The organism is Anoxybacteroides voinovskiense (assembly GCF_014196205.1).
Taxonomy (GTDB): Bacteria; Bacillota; Bacilli; order Bacillales; family Anoxybacillaceae; genus Anoxybacteroides; species Anoxybacteroides voinovskiense.
Genome location: NZ_JACIDE010000001.1, coordinates 1 through 17039, shown reverse-complemented (window position 1 = coordinate 17039; position 17039 = coordinate 1). Strand labels below are relative to the sequence as shown.

18 protein-coding genes are annotated in these 17039 nt (G+C 40.9%); 7 read left to right on the top strand and 11 right to left on the bottom strand.

The features are described 5' to 3' along the window. The first annotated feature begins 5 nt into the window (after positions 1–5). From GGR02_RS00090 to GGR02_RS00080, 3 genes are all read left to right on the top strand, one after another. Positions 6–1238, top strand: coding sequence for a DHH family phosphoesterase (locus tag GGR02_RS00090; RefSeq protein WP_183182719.1), 1233 nt, complete (start codon positions 6–8; stop codon positions 1236–1238). 114 nt (positions 1239–1352) lie between these two features. Further along, positions 1353–2546: a LysM peptidoglycan-binding domain-containing protein gene (locus GGR02_RS00085; RefSeq protein ID WP_183182718.1), complete on the top strand. Its 1194-nt coding sequence runs from the start codon at positions 1353–1355 to the stop codon at positions 2544–2546. A gap of 164 nt (positions 2547–2710) precedes the next feature. Next, positions 2711–2899 carry a hypothetical protein gene (locus tag GGR02_RS00080; RefSeq protein ID WP_183182717.1) on the top strand — a complete coding sequence of 63 codons (189 nt, stop codon included), beginning with the start codon at positions 2711–2713 and terminating at the stop codon, positions 2897–2899. 225 nt (positions 2900–3124) lie between these two features. On the opposite strand, the gene GGR02_RS00075 is transcribed toward GGR02_RS00080, so the two are convergent. From GGR02_RS00075 to csaA, 6 genes are all read right to left on the bottom strand, one after another. Then, positions 3125–3547 carry a ferritin-like domain-containing protein gene (locus GGR02_RS00075; RefSeq protein ID WP_183182716.1) on the bottom strand — a complete coding sequence of 141 codons (423 nt, stop codon included), beginning with the start codon at positions 3545–3547 and terminating at the stop codon, positions 3125–3127. A 75-nt stretch (positions 3548–3622) separates the two neighbouring features. Then, positions 3623–4804 (bottom strand): DNA polymerase IV, encoded by a 1182-nt coding sequence (locus tag GGR02_RS00070; protein ID WP_183182715.1) that lies wholly within the window; start codon positions 4802–4804, stop codon positions 3623–3625. Positions 4805–4817: 13 nt separating this feature from the next. After that, on the bottom strand, positions 4818–5960 hold the full coding sequence (chrA, locus tag GGR02_RS00065; RefSeq protein WP_229706053.1) for a chromate efflux transporter: 1143 nt from the start codon (positions 5958–5960) through the stop codon (positions 4818–4820). A 73-nt stretch (positions 5961–6033) separates the two neighbouring features. Next, positions 6034–6546 (bottom strand): hypothetical protein, encoded by a 513-nt coding sequence (locus GGR02_RS00060; protein ID WP_183182713.1) that lies wholly within the window; start codon positions 6544–6546, stop codon positions 6034–6036. Next, entirely contained in the window at positions 6546–7808 is a 1263-nt protein-coding gene (locus tag GGR02_RS00055) for an AAA family ATPase (protein WP_183182712.1), read from the bottom strand. The genes GGR02_RS00060 and GGR02_RS00055 overlap by 1 nt, the downstream gene beginning before the upstream one ends. A 357-nt stretch (positions 7809–8165) precedes the next feature. Further along, on the bottom strand, positions 8166–8495 hold the full coding sequence (gene csaA, locus GGR02_RS00050) for a chaperone CsaA (protein WP_183182711.1): 330 nt from the start codon (positions 8493–8495) through the stop codon (positions 8166–8168). Positions 8496–8626: 131 nt separating this feature from the next. Between csaA and GGR02_RS00045 the strand changes: the two genes are divergently transcribed. Next, positions 8627–10708 (top strand): DNA topoisomerase III, encoded by a 2082-nt coding sequence (locus GGR02_RS00045; protein WP_183182710.1) that lies wholly within the window; start codon positions 8627–8629, stop codon positions 10706–10708. Positions 10709–10742: 34 nt separating this feature from the next. Here the strand turns inward: GGR02_RS00045 and GGR02_RS00040 are convergent, their stop codons facing one another. Then, positions 10743–11102 (bottom strand): DUF1360 domain-containing protein, encoded by a 360-nt coding sequence (locus GGR02_RS00040; RefSeq protein WP_373286603.1) that lies wholly within the window; start codon positions 11100–11102, stop codon positions 10743–10745. A gap of 221 nt (positions 11103–11323) precedes the next feature. Between GGR02_RS00040 and GGR02_RS00035 the strand changes: the two genes are divergently transcribed. After that, positions 11324–11749 (top strand): DUF1440 domain-containing protein, encoded by a 426-nt coding sequence (locus GGR02_RS00035; RefSeq protein ID WP_229706054.1) that lies wholly within the window; start codon positions 11324–11326, stop codon positions 11747–11749. Positions 11750–12006: 257 nt separating this feature from the next. On the opposite strand, the gene GGR02_RS00030 is transcribed toward GGR02_RS00035, so the two are convergent. Beyond that, a complete protein-coding gene (locus GGR02_RS00030) occupies positions 12007–12669 on the bottom strand; it encodes a haloacid dehalogenase type II (RefSeq protein ID WP_183182708.1) in 663 nt (220 codons plus the stop codon). Positions 12670–12777: 108 nt separating this feature from the next. On the opposite strand from GGR02_RS00030, the gene GGR02_RS00025 reads away from it, so the two are divergent. Beyond that, positions 12778–13893 (top strand): sodium/glutamate symporter, encoded by a 1116-nt coding sequence (locus GGR02_RS00025; RefSeq protein ID WP_183182707.1) that lies wholly within the window; start codon positions 12778–12780, stop codon positions 13891–13893. On the opposite strand, the gene GGR02_RS00020 is transcribed toward GGR02_RS00025, so the two are convergent. Both GGR02_RS00020 and GGR02_RS00015 read right to left on the bottom strand, forming a co-directional pair. Continuing rightward, positions 13835–14596, bottom strand: a complete 762-nt coding sequence (locus tag GGR02_RS00020) for a methyl-accepting chemotaxis protein (RefSeq protein WP_183182706.1) — start codon at positions 14594–14596, stop codon at positions 13835–13837. The two genes, GGR02_RS00025 and GGR02_RS00020, sit on opposite strands and share 59 nt — an antisense overlap. Further along, positions 14593–14820, bottom strand: coding sequence for a glutaredoxin family protein (locus GGR02_RS00015; protein WP_183182705.1), 228 nt, complete (start codon positions 14818–14820; stop codon positions 14593–14595). Before GGR02_RS00015 ends, GGR02_RS00020 begins: the two co-directional genes overlap by 4 nt. A gap of 126 nt (positions 14821–14946) precedes the next feature. Here GGR02_RS00015 and GGR02_RS00010 point away from each other — a divergent pair, with 126 nt between their 5' ends. Then, complete coding sequence (locus GGR02_RS00010) at positions 14947–15621, top strand: Crp/Fnr family transcriptional regulator (RefSeq protein WP_043966420.1); 675 nt, start codon at positions 14947–14949, stop codon at positions 15619–15621. Between the two features lie 99 nt (positions 15622–15720). Here the strand turns inward: GGR02_RS00010 and GGR02_RS00005 are convergent. Next, the coding region (locus GGR02_RS00005) for a dihydrolipoyl dehydrogenase family protein (protein WP_183182704.1) at positions 15721–17039 on the bottom strand (1319 nt) is incomplete at its 5' end.

Here is a 17039-nt window from a genome sequence, read left to right as displayed (position 1 = left end):
ACAAAATGATAAAGTTATTTACCGATAGCGACTTAGATGGTATTAGTTGCGGTTTGCTCGCGAAGCTTGCTTTTGGCGACAATGTAGATATTGTTTACTGCTCCTATCGTACATTAAACGAGCGTGTACGGCAATTTATCGATAATAGCCGACACGACGAGCAGCTGTATATTACCGATTTGGCGGTAAACGAGGAAATCGAAAAGAAACTAGCCGAACGATTTCAAGCAGGAAAACATGTGCAGATGATTGACCATCATGTAACCGCTCTTCATTTTAACCGCCATCCTTGGGGCAATGTACAACCAGTAGATGAACACGGGAAAAAAACGTGTGCCACGTCGTTGTTTTATGAGTACCTTGTGCAAAAACAATGTTTAGAGCGAACGGAAACGTTAGATGCGTTTGTGGAACTCGTTCGTCAATACGACACATGGGATTGGGATGAAAACAAAACGATTGAAGCAAAACGATTAAACGATTTATTAGGAATTTTAGGAATGGATGAGTTTATCGAACAAATGTTAGGGCGGTTGCAAGCAAAGCTCCCATTCTCTTTTACCGATATGGAACAATATATCTTTCAAGCAGAAGAAAAGAAATTAGAGCGCTACATTCGCCTCAAACAAAAACAACTTGTGCAAACGTGGATGGATGGGCATTGTGTAGGAATTGTATTTGCCGAGCAGCACATATCTGAATTAGGAAATGCGTTAGCGAAACGGTTCCCGCACTTAGATTTAATCGCCCTTGTAAATGTTGGGACGAAACATATTGGGTTTCGAACGATTCACGACGAAGTAGACGTGTCGGCATTTGCAAAAAAATTTGGAGGCGGAGGTCATCCGAAAGCTTCCGGTTGTTTAATGGATGAGCAGATGTTTTCACGCTTTGTCGTCGCTGCCTTCCAACTTCCGCCTGTTTATCGCGATGCGGAACAAAATCGTTATAATACAAAAACAAACGACCAAGGAATCTTATTCAAAAATAACGGAGATCAATGGTTTTTACTCACTAATGAAAAAGAACGCACATGGAAGGTGTTTAGTAGTGGTCCGGCTGTTTCATTTAAAAGTAGCGATGAGGCGGAACGATGGATAAAACGACAATTTGCGGCAGGATTGGCAGACGATGTACTTGTATTAGAGCATTTGCAACAACAATTGTCATGGCCAAAAGAAACGATTGCCCAACGCTACGAAGAAGCAATTCGGAAATATAAAAGCAAAAAAAGTTGATGCGTGGCGTCAGCTTTTTTTGTTGTTCGAATATTTCCAACAATTACAGTCTGCCTCCTTTGCTATTTTGCAAGTAAAATAGGAATATACCAAACTAGCAAAGAGAGGTGCAACATGAATAAAAAAGCATGGGCAGCAGGGCTGACGTTCGCATTATTCGCTAGTGGTGTAGGGGTAGGACAAGCTGATGCACACGAATTAACATACAAAGTGCAAGCAGGGGATAGCCTATGGAAAATCGCGACGGCGAACCATTTATCTGTGGCGGATGTAAAAGCATGGAACGGGTTAACAAGTGATCAAATTTATGTTGGACAAACGTTAACGCTATTGCCGCCACACACGCATGATACGACATATATTGTAAAAGCAGGGGATAGCTTATCCCTCATTGCCAAAACATATAACGTATTAATCGCCGATATTAAAATTCGTAATCAATTAGCAAATGATTTTATTTATCCTGGACAAACGTTAATGATTCCAGCAGAAAAAGGAACATACACGACCCATACCGTTCGTGCTGGCGAAACGCTGTCGATGATTGCTCGAGATTATGGCATTTCGCTTGTTGATTTAAAAGTATGGAATCAATTAAGTACAGATACGATTTACGTTGGTCAAGTGTTGCGTGTTGCCAAACCAACAGAAACACCAACAACTACGCCAACGGAAACAAAAGCGGTGACGTATACGGTACAAGCAGGGGATAGCTTATACAGTATCGCGGCTAAATACGGAATAACCGTGCAACAGTTAAAGACGATAAACAACTTAACTTCGGATACGATTTATGTTGGACAAGTATTAAAAATTACAGATGGAGAGATTTCAGCACCAGCAGTTCCAGACCGTTTGCAAGATGCGGTTTTCCCGCTAAAAGCAGGAACGTATACTCCGTTTGGCGATACGTACGGAGATAGCCGGCAATATGGCGGAGAGCGCGTGCATGAAGGAACGGATATTATTGCGCCAAAAGGTACACCAATTTACTCTGCTACCGATGGAACGGTCATCCGCAAAGGATGGAGCGATTTAGGCGGCTGGCGTTTGACCGTGAAAACAAATGAAGGGGTTTACATTTATTACGCCCATATGCAAGCTTACGCAACTGGTATTACCGAAGGTGGAGTCGTGAAAAAAGGCCAATTAATCGGCTATGTTGGTGATTCTGGATACGGCCCAGTCGGAACGACAGGAAAATTTGTTGCTCACTTGCATTTCGGGATGTATGACTCGAACTGGAACGCGATTAACCCATATAGCTATTTAAAATATTGGGAATGGAAGATGAATAATCCACAATAAACGTGCAGCTTCTCTGCACGTTTTTTTAATAAAAAGTTAACACAATTGTAACAGGTTTTATGTTTAAACGAATGCGGACTTTCTCTATAATATAAATGTAACAGGTTTTATGTTTGAATAGGTACAGGTTTTATTTATAATATAAAAAATAGGAGGTGAGGACGTTGAAACAGTATGTCTTTTCGTTTTATACAGATCAGAAAATGGTGCGGGAAGAAGCGATTCTTGCCGATGGAATGATGGATGCGTTTTTAAAAGCAAAAAAAGCAATGAAAGCATATGAAAAAGAATTAGGCGCTCCTGTCCGTGTTCAATACAAAGGCGTACGCTATCAAAACATCGATATTGCGTAATTTTACATGGAAGGATGAAAACATGCATTGTCAATGGTTCCAATCACACTAACGTGCAGCGACTTTATGAAACGAAAGCCGCTGCACGTTTTATTTTTTCTTTTTCATCTCAATATTATAAGTTTACTTTTTATTTGAGATAAAATCAGTATAACTTCCTATAATAAGTGTTATGTAAACTAAAAAATAACCATAAAAAAGAACGGCAGGTTTTGTTCTGCCCTCTCATGATTTCGTTTTGGAAAAATAGTATAAAAACCAAACGGCGTGGTTTTGTTCGTCAGCCGCCGCGCGACGAAATACTTCTTTTATATACGGGTTCGTTGTATAATCCGCAATTTCTAAATAAAAATCGACGGTTTGTTGTTCGTCTTGCAACGCAAATTCCAGCCCGCGTTTATAGTCATCTGGGCATTTTTCGGTCAGCGTCGGTTGAGGACGTTTTCCAGTCAGACTAACGTAAATCGACTCGAATTGTTGAAAATGTTTGATTTCATCCTGTCGAATTTCAAGAATTTGTTTTCGGATCGTTTCTTTTTCCGCCAAATTAGCCAATTTTGCATAACAATGGATCGCGCTATACTCTCCGTTAATAGCTTTTTCAAGGTCTTTCCTAAACCTTGCGTCATTGTACACATAAGCATTCATGATGAAAGCCCCCCTATTTTTCTCATTCTATCGTATGAGCCATTAACGGATGGGTGCATGTTCATTAAATATTTTTTAACGCTCGTTTTTTCCCCATTCGGCGCCTCGTTGAATCACAGAAGTGCCGAATTTTTTTTGGAGTTGCTCGATCGTTTTCCATAGTGCTTCCGTCTTCGCTTCTTCTTCATAATGGAACAAATCAAGCTGTTTGACGGCTTCTTTGCGATCAAACACGTCTAGTGCGGTAATGCCAAGCAGGCGGATAGGCTCGCCGTTCCAATGTTTTTTTAACAAGTATGCTGCGTAGCGAAAAACATCCTCCGTTTCTTGAAACGGATTGTCCCACGTTTTGCTGCGGGTGATCGTTTGGAAGTTGTGGTAGCGAATCGTCAACTGAACGGTCGTCGACACCACCCGCTTCTGTTTCATTCGTCGGCTGACAGACTCGGCTAACTCGCGGAGGACATCTAAAAGAACCTGTTTCTCTGTTACATCGTATGGAAGGGTCGTCGAATTGCCGATCGATTTCCGCTTCTCCCCTTCTTCTGGGTCGACAGGGCGATGATCTATACCGTTTGCCCATTCTTTTAGACGAGCGCCATAAATTCCGAGCGTTTGCTGCAGAGCTGTTTCCTCCGCTTTTGCTAAATCACCGATCGTTACAATCCCCATCGCATTCAGCTTTTTGGCGGTTTTCTCTCCTACTCCATGCATGTTTTCCACTGCTAACGGCCACAGTACGTTCGGAACATCACGTTTGCGTAAAACCGTGATGCCGAGCGGCTTTTTCATTTCACTTGCCATTTTCGCTAAAAATTTGTTCGGTGCAATACCGATACTGACAGGAATTTGAACCGTTTCAAGTAAATCACGTTGAATGTTTTCAGCCAATATAAGTGGATGTACAGATGGCGCCATTTCTGTAACATCTAAATAGCCTTCATCGATAGAAGCGCGCTCAAGCAGCGGGGAAACGCGATGTAATAGCGCGAACACTTGCTGGCTTATTGTGCGGTAAAGCGAAAAATTCGGTTTCCGCACAATAAGAGACGGGCACTTTTTCTTCGCTTCCCATAGCGGCATCGTCGTATAAATGCCAAGCTGCTTTGCGAGATAATTTGCTGCTAGCACAATCCCCCTTCGCTCTTTCGGATCGCCTGCAACGACGACAGGTTTCTCTTTCAGCGACGGATCGCGTGCCATTTCGCAGCTAGCAAAAAACGAATTACAGTCGATGTGAAAAATAATGCGTCCCATTTCTATTCCCCTTCTAGATAAACGCTCCAATCATAGCGGAAACGATGACAACAATCAAAGGCGGACATTTCCAAATCGCCAATAAACAAAACGCCGCTAATGCAAGGCAAAAATCCGCTGGGGTTTGAATGGCTTTTGTCCATACCGGGTGATATAGCGCCGCAAGCAAAATGCCTACCACGGCTGCATGAATGCCATGGAAAGCTGCTTGAAACCGCGCATGCTGACGAATCCATTCCCAAAACGGAAGCGTCCCGATGACTAAGAGAAAAGACGGAAGAAAAATCGCAATCGTTGCGACAATTGCCCCCTTCCATCCGAAACTTGCCATCCCTAAATATGTAGCAAACGTAAACAACGGTCCAGGTACTGCCTGTGCCATTCCATATCCCGCTAAAAATTGTTCGTTTGTTACCCATCCTTTCGTCACTACTTCCGCTTGTAATAAAGGAAGCACTACATGCCCTCCACCAAAAACAAGCGCCCCTGTGCGATAAAAGCTGTCAAAAAGCGCGATAAGCGGAGAATTTGTCAACCGAGCGACAATTGGAAACAGTCCTAGCAACACAAAAAACATAAGCAAAAAGACGACATTTTTCCGTGAAGAAATAGAAATCGACGGAACCGCCGTATCCGAATGCTTTCGATACAAAATACTTCCTAAAATACTAGCAACAGCGATAATGGCAACTTGTCCACTGGCATTGGGAAGCAAAAAAGACAAAATAGCCGCAGCAACGGCAATCGTCGCACGCGAACGATCGAAAGCAAACGCCTTTGCCATTCCCCATACGGCATGAGCAACCACCGCTACCGCTACGACGAGCAATCCATGCAGCCAATCGATAGAAACCCCTTTTGAAAAATAAGCAAACAATAAAAGAATAAGTGCCGATGGAAGCGTAAATCCTATCCATGCAGCAATCGCCCCGAGCCCCCCTGCTTGCATAAACCCAATGCCAATCCCTACTTGGCTACTTGCTGGTCCAGGAAGCAGTTGACATAACGCAGCTAAATCAGCATACGTTTTCTCATCAATCCACCGTTTCCTTTTCACATACTCTTCACGAAAATACCCTAAGTGAGCGACAGGTCCCCCAAACGAAACCAATCCTAACCGAGCCGCTGTTTTCCATACTTCCCAAAGTTTCTGCACGTTTATCCTTTTTTCTGAGCACAAACCACTCTCCTCCTCTTGCTGAGCTTAGAGAACAGAAAGGGTAAAAAAGTTACTTTCTTCTTCTCGGTACCCTTGTTGGTTTTAAAGGTTCGTATGCTTTTAACCCTTCATCACCAGTCACAATTTCAACTTCCCAGCCGTTGACTTTAGCGTAGTATTCGGCGACTGATTTGATGGTAGCGTCACCAATTGATAATCGCTGGTTCGCTTGATCTGGCCATTCTTTGAGGAGCTTATGCAGTTCATCGGCTGTCCACAGTTCAGCCTGCTCGGAAAATTGCGCCCAAGGAGACTCTTTATCTAGCGCTTTTTGAATAATACGGACGAGCTTTTGTGCGCATTCATAGCGGTCTTTTGCAGATTGGGCGATATGGTTACCTGTTTCAATGATTGTTGCGAGCGGAAGAACAAATATTGCCCCTTGACGTTCTTCTTCCGCCAGCAAATCGTTTACACGTTTATAGTCCCATACGTTTTCTTTCGTGCCGCACGTTTCTTTGCCAGGGACTTGCAGCCAGCAACATAAAATCGATGTATCAATGACGAGAATTTTTCGCTTCATCACTTCCCACTTCCTTGCTGTGTAAGCGTTTCTTCAATTTCCCCTCCTGCTACTAGCTTTCCAATCGAACCGCCAGCAAGCAGTTTCGGCAGCGCTTGAATATTTTCTAATAACGTCAGTTTGCTTGCTCCATGGTCTGTTGAGCGATGGGCGACGATAATAAACGGAATCATTTCTACTCCCAGTTCATCAAGCAATGCCGGATTATGTGTCGTCATTAAAATATCAATTTGCCGCTCCGTGCCAATCTCATTTAACATCTCTAACAAAATTCCTGCACGTGATGGATGAAGACCGTTGTCAATTTCTTCAATTACAATTAAACTCCCTTTTGGTCGGGTTAACAAAGCCGTTAAAATCCCGATAAAGCGAAGAGTACCATCTGACATACCACGCGCATCAACAATTAGTTTTTCGCTGCTTCCTGGCCACTGTTCTTCACAATACAGCATTGCATCTTTCTGAAAACGGCCGACGGGCTCCGCCCATACTCGCTGTAAATCTCCTTCAGGAAGGCGGGAAACATATTTTGAAAGTAACGACTCAATATGACTTTTTTCTTCTTCTGGCAGTGCGGCCAACACTCCGGCTACATTAGAAGCGTTGCTTGCCAGCCGGCTTGAAAACGGCTTATAGTCACGCATTAATGCCGGAGCAGGATCAAGAATGAAAATATGTTCTAACGTATGAGTGACAAATTGAACTGCTTCATCAACTTCCTCGCGCGTTTCTTGATTTTTTAATTGGCTAATAACCGATACAGAGCGCTTGAACAGTTTCTTTTTTGGACGTCCTCCATTATAGACTGAGGCAGCGATCGTCGGACTGTCTTCTTCCGCTGTAGCAGTAAATATCTTTGTTTTGTTCGGTTTATTTGTTTTACGGTTTATCTTAATTAATGACTCAGACACAATTTCCACATCTGATTCTGATTTTGTGCTCACTTCAATACTGTAGTGATAATCAATTTCCTCGTTATACTCAATGACAGCTTCTAATGTAAAAGAGGTAAAAGGACGTCTAGATGCCCATTCCACACCGCCGCGGATTGCTTGAATGTTTGCTTCTAAAAGTAAAGCAGGATCTCCCGATAAAATTGTTTGTAAATCTTTTCCTTGTACAACACGGTTTAAAAAAGCAAGACCGTCTAATGCGTTTGATTTTCCACTTGCGTTCGTACCAATTAAAATGGTCAAAGGGTCAATATATAACGTTGAGTCGGCAAAACTCTTCCAATTTTTGTAACGAACTTCCTTTAACATCACTTCACATCCCTTTTTTGGCTCTTCACCGAAAGTTGTACTTGACTATTTCAGAACACGTCTTCTATCAGGAAAAAATCAGTAAATCATATTTTTCGTACACGGAGGCACAAGAAAATCCCCCGCTTGTCAAGGACACGTTGTGGTGATGAACACTTTTTTTGCAATTCAACAATTTTTATGTTAAATGTGAGGGTCATTTGTTGCGCGATGAGCTTTTTATTTTGGAAAGTTTATTTTGCAATTCAGCATGCTCACGCTTCATTTGATTAAGTCGATTTGTCACAACTTTTTTCCCATATCCATATGGCGCGGAGGCGATGAGTATCACATTTTCTTTACATTTGTTCACGAACCTCACCCCACCACTGTTCCATTTTTCACAGGTGCATCCGGTTGTAAAAGCACGACATCGCCTTCTTCGGGAATGCCACCGAGAACTAATACTTCGGATGAAAAGCCGGCGATGCGCCGCGGCGGAAAATTGACGACGGCGACAACTTGTCGCCCAAGTAATTGTTCTGGGTCATAGCGCCGCGTAATTTGCGCGGAAGAACGCTTAATGCCGATCTCACCAAAATCAATTTCTAATTTGATCGCTGGTTTGCGCGCTTCCGGAAACGGTTCCGCTTTAATAATTGTACCGATACGAATCTCTAGTTTTAAAAAATCTTCGATCGTTGCCATATTTGTTCCCACCTCATCGTATTTTTTTCCATTTTATCACACATCTTTGCTCTCTTGAAATATGAAAGGTGCAAACCTCTCCCCTTTTCGCTATACTGAACAAGTAGTCTTATGCTTAGGAGGAAAATAGGATGAAATCACTTGTTCTTGCCGAAAAGCCGAGCGTGGCGCGGGAAATTGCGCGCGTGCTTGGCTGTCGGGAACAACATAAACATTACTTGGAAGGACCGAACTATATTGTCACATGGGCGCTTGGACATTTAATTGAGCTGAAGATGCCAGAGCATTATAACCCAGCATATAAAACATGGCGGCTAGAAGATTTGCCGATTATCCCGGAAAAAATGGGACTGAACGTCATTCGACAAACGAGCCATCAGTTTCGGGCAATCGAAACATTAGCAAAACGCCCAGACATTAAAAACTGCATCATCGCCACCGACGCCGGACGGGAAGGCGAACTCGTCGCACGGTGGATTTTGCAAAAAATCGGTTGGAAAAAACCGCTCCTTCGCCTTTGGATTTCGTCGCAAACCGACCAAGCGATTCGCGATGGGTTTCAACATTTAAAACCAGGGAAACAGTTTGAACGGTTATATGAATCCGCTGTGTGCCGCGCAGAGGCGGATTGGTTGATTGGGTTAAATGTGACGAGAGCGTTAACAACCAAATATAACGAGCCTCTTTCCGCAGGCCGAGTCCAAACACCGACGCTTGCGATGATGATTGAACGGGAAAAAGAAATTCAGTCGTTTCAACCGGTGCCATATTGGACGATTCATGCGAACGTCGGGTCTGTCGCTGCTGTTTGGGAGCGTAACGGAGAAAGACGAATTTTTTCGAAACAACTGGCAGAACAGCTATATGAAAAACTAAAAAACAAGCAAGCAACGGTTATTTCTGTCGAACGAAAAACAAAAAAAGAGCCGCAGCCGCTCCCTTACGACTTAACCGAATTACAACGGGACGCAAACAAGCGATTTGGCTTTTCTGCGAAAAAAACGTTAAGCATATTACAACGGCTATATGAACAGCATAAACTCGTCACGTATCCGCGCACCGATTCGCGCTACTTAACGACCGATATGGAAAATACGATGCTTGAACGATTAGAGGCGATGAAATCTGGATACGTAGACGAAATTGCGCCGCTTTTAAAAAATAAAGGGAAAGTGGTGGCTCGACGGGTATTTGATAACGAAAAAGTAACCGATCACCATGCGATTATCCCGACAGAAGAGCGGCTGGATGTCGGCAAGCTTTCTGCCGATGAACGAAAACTATATGATTTAATCGCTCGTCGCTTTTTAGCACTTTTCTATCCGGCGTGTGAGTATGAAACCGTTCATATTGTTTTTCATATCGAAGGTGAAGCGTTTATCGCGCGCGAAACGCGAGTAGTGAACGCAGGGTTTCGGCGCGTTCTAGAAAAGCAAGAAGAGAAAATGACCTTCCCTACGTTTACGAAAGGGCAAACGGTTTCTGTTATGTTAGAGAAAAAAGAAGCGCTAACAGAACCTCCTCTTCGCTACTCGGAAGCAGACCTTTTGTCGCAAATGGAAAAATACGGGCTAGGTACGCCAGCGACGCGCGCCGACATTATTGAACGTCTCGTTGAAACAGAAACGGTTGAGCGAAAAAACGGACGGTTTTATCCGACACCAAAAGGGAAGCAATTGATTGAACTTGTCAATGAGGAGTTAAAATCCCCGCAATTGACGGCACGTTGGGAAAAAGAATTAGAAGCAATTGCTCGCGGAAACGGTGATCCGAAAACGTTTCTCCAAAATATCCGCAAGCAAACGGAGCGGTTAGTAGCGGAAATCAAACAAAGCGAACGAACGTATCGTGCGCATAACTTAACAGGCTCGATGTGTCCGGAATGCGGGTCGTTTTTGAAAGAACGCTCGACAAAAGAAGGACGCCTACTCGTATGCTCGAATATGGCATGCCGATTCCGGAAACGAAAAGATCCAAAGCTTTCGAACCGACGCTGCCCACAATGCAAAAAACGGATGGAAATTCATGAAGGAAAAGTAGGTGTCTACTTCCAATGTCGCCCTTGCAATGTCATTGAAAAAGCCGAAGAGCAGAAAAAAGCAAAACTTGGACATAAGGAACGAGCGTTATTGAAAAAATATAGTGCCGAGAATGATTCATTTGGCACAAGTTTAGGCGATTTGTTAAAACAAGTATTAGAGAAAAAAGAATAAGCAAAGGAAATGCCGGTGTCGGTTCTGACACCGGTTATTCCATTCGTTTTTTCGCTTCGGAAAGAAAATCAATCAGTTTGGTACCGACCCCGACAAATGTTTCAAGTATCGCTTGGGCGCCGGCGATCGAAAAAATAAAAATGAGCGGCTTAGCGACCGTTGGGACAAATAAATACGCAAGCGCAATAAAAATAGCGCTCCAAACCCCGGCGCACCAATAGCAATTTAATAAATACCCGAATTTCGATGTCGGTACTTTTTTCACCTCTGTATGCCCGTTCGTGGTGACGGTTTCTTTTTTCATAAATGGCTTGCGAATAAATTCTGTAATTTTGTCAAACACAATCAAGTGCGTCAATCGATAGCTGGCGAGAATAATCATGAAGTAAGTCATCCAGTCTAATTTATTAATCAATATTCCCTCCCTTTTTTACTATTTTGTCCTCGCTGCCTTAAGTTTATGAAAAAATGTTGTTCATGCTATTCACTTTGAAAATCATTACGGTAATAGCTTTACTCATCCCTTTCTAATTTTTCAGGTTGTAATCCAGCTTACAGTAATTCTGATTGTTTTTTTGTATGATGAATTTACAAACAAGAAAGGGGTGTTTGGATATGATTCGTTCATTAAAAATAGGAGTGCTTGGTGGTGTGGTCGGTGGAATCATGTTTGGAATCATGATGCAAATGATGGGGATGATTCCAATGATTTCGATGATGGTAGGTAGCAAAAGTATGGCTGTTGGTTGGGGTATTCATATGATAATTAGTATCGTTTTTGGTGCGGCATTTGGTTACCTCGCTACATTTACTAAACGTATGTTTATCTTATCAGTTATTTACGGAATTATGATTTGGATTGTAGGACCTTTGGTCGTCATGCCGCTTATGCTTGGTATGGGTACAATGCTAGCACACGCTTTTGAACCACAACAACTAATGAGTTTAATGACGCACTTATTTTTCTCATTTGTCCTCGCAGCAACATTTAAGGTAGCAAACAGAAAAACTGTAGAGACGGATGTGAACGTAACGAATTAATCTTAAAGAAAGGGATCGAAAAATTCGATCCCTCTCCTATGTTCCTTTTTAAAGGATAAGAAAGAAATTTTGGAGTTCTCATGGTTAGGCTGGGAGCTGTCTAGCTCCCAGCACCATCTGAGATCCTCCCCTTCTTTCGGCGACACATAGATAGACTTCAATGAATTAGCCCGTGCAGAACTAACTGTGCTTGATCCAAGGTTTTCTCGGTAGGGCTTGTGCGCTCTCCGATGATAGGCGGGCGTTTTGCGCTTTTCTTATGTTAGTTGCCCGATTAGCTCTTGCAAATCGTTTACTATGTAATTAGGTGTGACGTCAAGCAAATCCATCGTAGCGTTCGAACGGTTAATCCAAGCAGTTTGAAAACCGAAACGGCTAGCACCTGCAACGTCCCATGTATTAGAAGATAAGAATAAAATCTCTTTTGGCTGCATGTTTAGCCGATTACATACATGCTGATACGCTGACGGAGAAGGCTTGTACTGTTTGATTTCATCCACGCTGATAATATGCTGAAAATAGCTTGTTAATCCTGAATGATTTAGCAAAGGATGTAACATATCAAGAGAACCGTTGGAAAAAACAACAAGTGTTTCACTCTGCAACATTTCTAGCGCTTGTTTCACTTCGGCAAATGGAGAAAGCTTAAGATAAGCTTGTAATAGGTCGGTAATGATTTCTTCTGTTGTATATACTTGTTCGGAAATACATACGTATTGGAGTGCTTCTTTTGTAATTTCATGAAATGGGATATATGAACCGATGATTTGTCGTAAAAAACAATACTCCAACTGCTTTTGGCGCCAAGATTGGCTAATTCGTGCCCCTTTATCAGAAAAATAATTCGTGCACTTTTCAGAAATAGAGTAAACATCAAATAATGTGCCATACACATCAAATACATAAGCTTGATATGTCACGATTACAGTCTCCTTTCTGGTTTTATTACAAAAATGATCATCACAAGATATTTTCTTTTTTTCTGTAAGTTATTTTACAAATTACAAAGGCAGAGGAGATATACAGTCATGGTTATTTTATTTGTCGTTTTGCTAGGAATAATACTTAAAATTAGTGAACTGCTTGAACGGAAATATGAGTTACATCGCTATTACCTCTCTATTCCTTTTGTTGGAAGTGTCATTTTGTTAACGATCACTGTTTTGACGAAAGTGATTTTCCATTATCGCCTAGAGCCGCCCTTTTTATTTCAAAGGGTTGCCGTAACTATTTTTTTATTCTCTATCGGCTTTCAAATAGCCCTTTTTTTGAATAAGCTTTTTTTCAAACGTTTCGTTATTCTGCTAGCCATATGCGTTGTGTTATTAATTTTTTTTGTGCATATATCATATTTCGTTTTCCCTCCTTACAATTGGATTGTAGGCGACTTATTATTTGCATATAATGAAGATTTCATTAAACTGACTGTCCCATCCTACATTCAAAACGATATGGTATTCTGGAGTTATGTACAATTAGCCATTGTTTTCTTTCTAACGCCCGTTTTTTTATCGATTGTTAGCAAGAGACTGGACAAACAGGACATTTCTAATATCCAAAATTGCGCCAATCATTTGTATCAAGAAAAAATAACCATTCCTTTAACGAGGGAAACGGCTTATGTCGTCCTGTTTGCGCTCGGAATTGTCGTGATTACTCAGCACATAACCGTATTTTTTCTTTACGATTATGTGTATGCAATGCTTGGTGGTTTTAGTTACGGCTTATTAGCGAAAACTAGGCAGTCAAAACTTGATGAAAAAACAAGGATGTTCCATCAATTAGGAACAATCGGTCTATATTTATTTATTATGACTTCGGTGCAAAAAATAGCTTTTTTCGATTGGTTTAGGCTGTCTTACACTGTCTTTCTTATAGTTATGGCAAAAACAATGATTGTTGCTGTATTTGTCGTCTGGATTGTTCAACGGTTGTTTCCAACATTATCTTTTTCAGAGAAATTAGTCACTGCTGTTGCTGGATGGTCATTCATACTTAGTGCACCAGTTGTATGTATGCATGGAATGAGAACAGTGGTTAATAAACATGGCGCTGTTCCTTACGTATTATTAGTCATTCCTCCGGTCATTCTATGGATGGTAAATTATATACATTTAACACTGCGTCTAATCCTTTTGCAATAACTTGGCGATTTTGTGAAATAGAGTTGCTTAACGTTCCTAATTGAACACTTTTTTCTTTTAGTAAAGAAGAAATGGAAGTTAACTCTGCTTTTTGCTGATTGACACGAGAGATCGATTCGTGAATACAATCGAATCGTTCCACTGTTTTCTGGACAATATTCACTCCTTTTTCCATTTCTTCTTTTCCTGACTTAGATAATTGGTAAACATTCTTTATTTCATTGATGATAGAAGAAACAGATTGTCTCGCTTGCGCAGTTGCATTTGTGCTTTCATCAGAAAGTTTTCGGATTTCTTGAGCGACAACGCCAAATCCTCTTCCATCTACTCCTGCTCTTGCTGCTTCAATGGAAGCATTTAAAGCTAACAAATTTGTTTGAGCAGATATTTTTTGCAGCGATTGTATAATTTCTGTTAGCAAAGCAGACAAATCCGATAGTATGTTTGCCTTATCTAATAACATGGAAGATAGTCCATCAATCCTTTCCATCACCCTCGCCATCTCATCCATAGATACTTTTCCATCTTTTGCATGAGTGGCCGCTTCGTCTACTTGCTTGTTGATTTGGCCAGACATTTCTGATAAAAAAGTGGACAAATCTACAATTTCGTCTGCGAGATGAAGGAACTGCCCCATCTGTTCTTTTTGTTTTTCCATCACTTGTTTTGCTTCTTTAATTGTCTGAATATTTTCGTTTCTCATCGTATTTCTCCTTTCATCAATAAAATATCATTTCCTACAATAATTCTACCATCTGAAATAAGCACGGGAGTAATGACCTCGTTAATTTTTTTCTTTAATTCTATAGCAGCAGAAGGATTTTTTAATATGTTTATTTCTAAAAAAGGAATGTTTTCTTGAAGCAAATGCTTTCGCGCCATATGACATTTACTGCAACCGTCGATTGTATAAAGGATATAATTCATAAAAAACCTCCTAGCGTAACTATTTTACACGATTATCTTTTTGTATACTGTAAGGTGGATTACAGGAATAGATAAAAAAACAGTTATAATGTAAAGAGGGAGTTTACTACTAAGGGGGCGTATAACGTGGATAAGTTATTTTTGTTGTCACAAATTAGCCTGCTTGACGAGCTATCGATGGAAGATTTGCACGTCATCGATCAAATGAGCGAGATGAAGCCTGTAAAAAAAGGAACACTTATTTTATCTCCGGATAAAAAAATCGAAGCGTTGTTCTTGTTAAAAAAAGGGCAAGTACGTTTGTATCGTATGAACGCAAGCGGCAAGCAGTTTACGGTTGATATTTTAGTCGATGGAAATATTTTTGGTGAAACAGCGACTTTATCATTAACAGACGACCAAATATATGCGGAAGCAATGACTGATACGTATTTGTGTTTACTAGGCAAAAAAGAATTTGAAACGTTTATTGAAAAAAATCCAAAAATCGCCTTGAAGCTTATTCATATATTGTCAACAAGACTAAAAGAATTATACAGCTTAAGTGAAAAAATCGCATTAAGCGATGTGAAATACCGAATTTTGTATTTGTTATTGAAATTGAGCGAAAAAACAGGAAAACGAAAAAAAGAATGGCAAACAATCGGAATGAAACTAACTCATCAAGATATCGCTAGCATGATTGGTGCGTCGCGCGAAACAACAAGTGCGGTCATGAGTCAATTGAAAAGAGAAGGTTTTATTAAAAAAGGCCTCCATTTAGCCATTCATGTCGAAAAAGCATTAGAGTTATTGGAATGAGGGTGTCCTAAAAGTAATGAGGCACCCTCTTCGTTTCTGAGAGATACGTGCAATGGAAAGTCTGTATGTTGAAAAAAGTGTCCTTTTAGGGCGGCTTCTTCATCGAAACCATCGGATATATTGTTTTACTAATTTTGGAACCAATCCGTGAAATAATTTTTCACGCCAGTATACATCAGCTGTATGTTGAACTGCTGCTACATGAGTTGGGTACGGGTGAATGACGTGAGAGAGTTGACCGATTTTTTTTCCAAATTGTTTAGCAGCTACTACTTCCTGCATCCAGTCTCCAGCATGTTGTCCCACAGCATGTGCCCCAATGATGTATCCTTTTTTGTCAGTAATTATTTTGACTATCCCTTCTGTTTGGTCATCTGCGATGAAGCGATCCACAGTAGATAGCGGTGTTTTAAAGACATGAATACGATCGTGTTGTTGGCGAGCTTGTTTTTCTGTTAATCCTATATGAAAAATTTCCGGATTAGTAAATGTGACCCATGGCACATTCGAATAATTTATTTTTCGCTTTAGTCCTAGTACAGCGTTTTGTACAACTAATTTCCCCTCCATTCCGGCGACATGTGTAAACGGGAATTTTCCATTTACATCCCCGATCGCATAAATAGTTGGAACACTTGTCTGCAAATATTCATTCACGATAATATGCCCTTTGTTATCGTACCGAACACCAACTTGATCAAGATCCATTGTATCTGTATTAGGAGCTCTTCCAGAAGCGATCAGGATATCGGTGACTTCCATCTCGATTTCCTTGTCTTCAGTACGAATCACAGCAATTTTTTTATTTTCTGTAGTTATGATTTTTTGAATAAATGCATTAGTATATACCGTTAGCTCACGCATCAGTTGTTTTTTTACTAATTGAGCGATTTCCTCATCTTCGTGTTGTAATATTTCATTAGAACGTTCAATAACAATCACTTCGCTTCCTAGCCTAGCCATTGCTTGAGCGAGTTCTATACCAATTGGTCCTCCGCCAATGACGAGCAGTTTTTTAGGGATAAAATCAATATGAAAAATTGTTTCATTTGTTAAGTAACCAGATTGTTCTAAACCATCGATTAGAGGGATGAAAGGTCTTGATCCTGTTGAAATCACTATGCGTTTTCCAGAAATCTCTCCCTCATTGTTAATTGTTACTTGATGCGAAGATTTTAATTTTCCTTTTCCAATATATACATCGACCCCTAATTTCCTAAATCGTTCAATATCATCATGATGTTGGATATGCGCGATGGACGATTTTACTCGTTGCATAACTCGCTTCATGTTAATACTGCCTTCTATTTTCATTCCCCATTCTTGTATATGGCAGAATAAAAGTACATAATTTGGCGGCGTAAAAGTGCAGAATCGCTGCCATAAAAAAAGAGCCTTGCCAGTCATCCCAAAATCCA

Coding starts and splice junctions, on each gene's coding strand:
- GGR02_RS00090 (WP_183182719.1), top strand. CDS start 6: ATGATAAAGTTATTTACCGATAGCGACTTAGATGGTATTAGTTGCGGT.
- GGR02_RS00085 (WP_183182718.1), top strand. CDS start 1,353: ATGAATAAAAAAGCATGGGCAGCAGGGCTGACGTTCGCATTATTCGCT.
- GGR02_RS00075 (WP_183182716.1), bottom strand. CDS start 3,547: ATGAATGCTTATGTGTACAATGACGCAAGGTTTAGGAAAGACCTTGAA.
- GGR02_RS00070 (WP_183182715.1), bottom strand. CDS start 4,804: ATGGGACGCATTATTTTTCACATCGACTGTAATTCGTTTTTTGCTAGC.
- GGR02_RS00060 (WP_183182713.1), bottom strand. CDS start 6,546: ATGAAGCGAAAAATTCTCGTCATTGATACATCGATTTTATGTTGCTGG.
- GGR02_RS00055 (WP_183182712.1), bottom strand. CDS start 7,808: ATGTTAAAGGAAGTTCGTTACAAAAATTGGAAGAGTTTTGCCGACTCA.
- csaA (WP_183182711.1), bottom strand. CDS start 8,495: ATGGCAACGATCGAAGATTTTTTAAAACTAGAGATTCGTATCGGTACA.
- GGR02_RS00045 (WP_183182710.1), top strand. CDS start 8,627: ATGAAATCACTTGTTCTTGCCGAAAAGCCGAGCGTGGCGCGGGAAATT.
- GGR02_RS00040 (WP_373286603.1), bottom strand. CDS start 11,102: ATGACTTACTTCATGATTATTCTCGCCAGCTATCGATTGACGCACTTG.
- GGR02_RS00035 (WP_229706054.1), top strand. CDS start 11,324: ATGATTCGTTCATTAAAAATAGGAGTGCTTGGTGGTGTGGTCGGTGGA.
- GGR02_RS00025 (WP_183182707.1), top strand. CDS start 12,778: ATGGTTATTTTATTTGTCGTTTTGCTAGGAATAATACTTAAAATTAGT.
- GGR02_RS00020 (WP_183182706.1), bottom strand. CDS start 14,596: ATGAGAAACGAAAATATTCAGACAATTAAAGAAGCAAAACAAGTGATG.
- GGR02_RS00015 (WP_183182705.1), bottom strand. CDS start 14,820: ATGAATTATATCCTTTATACAATCGACGGTTGCAGTAAATGTCATATG.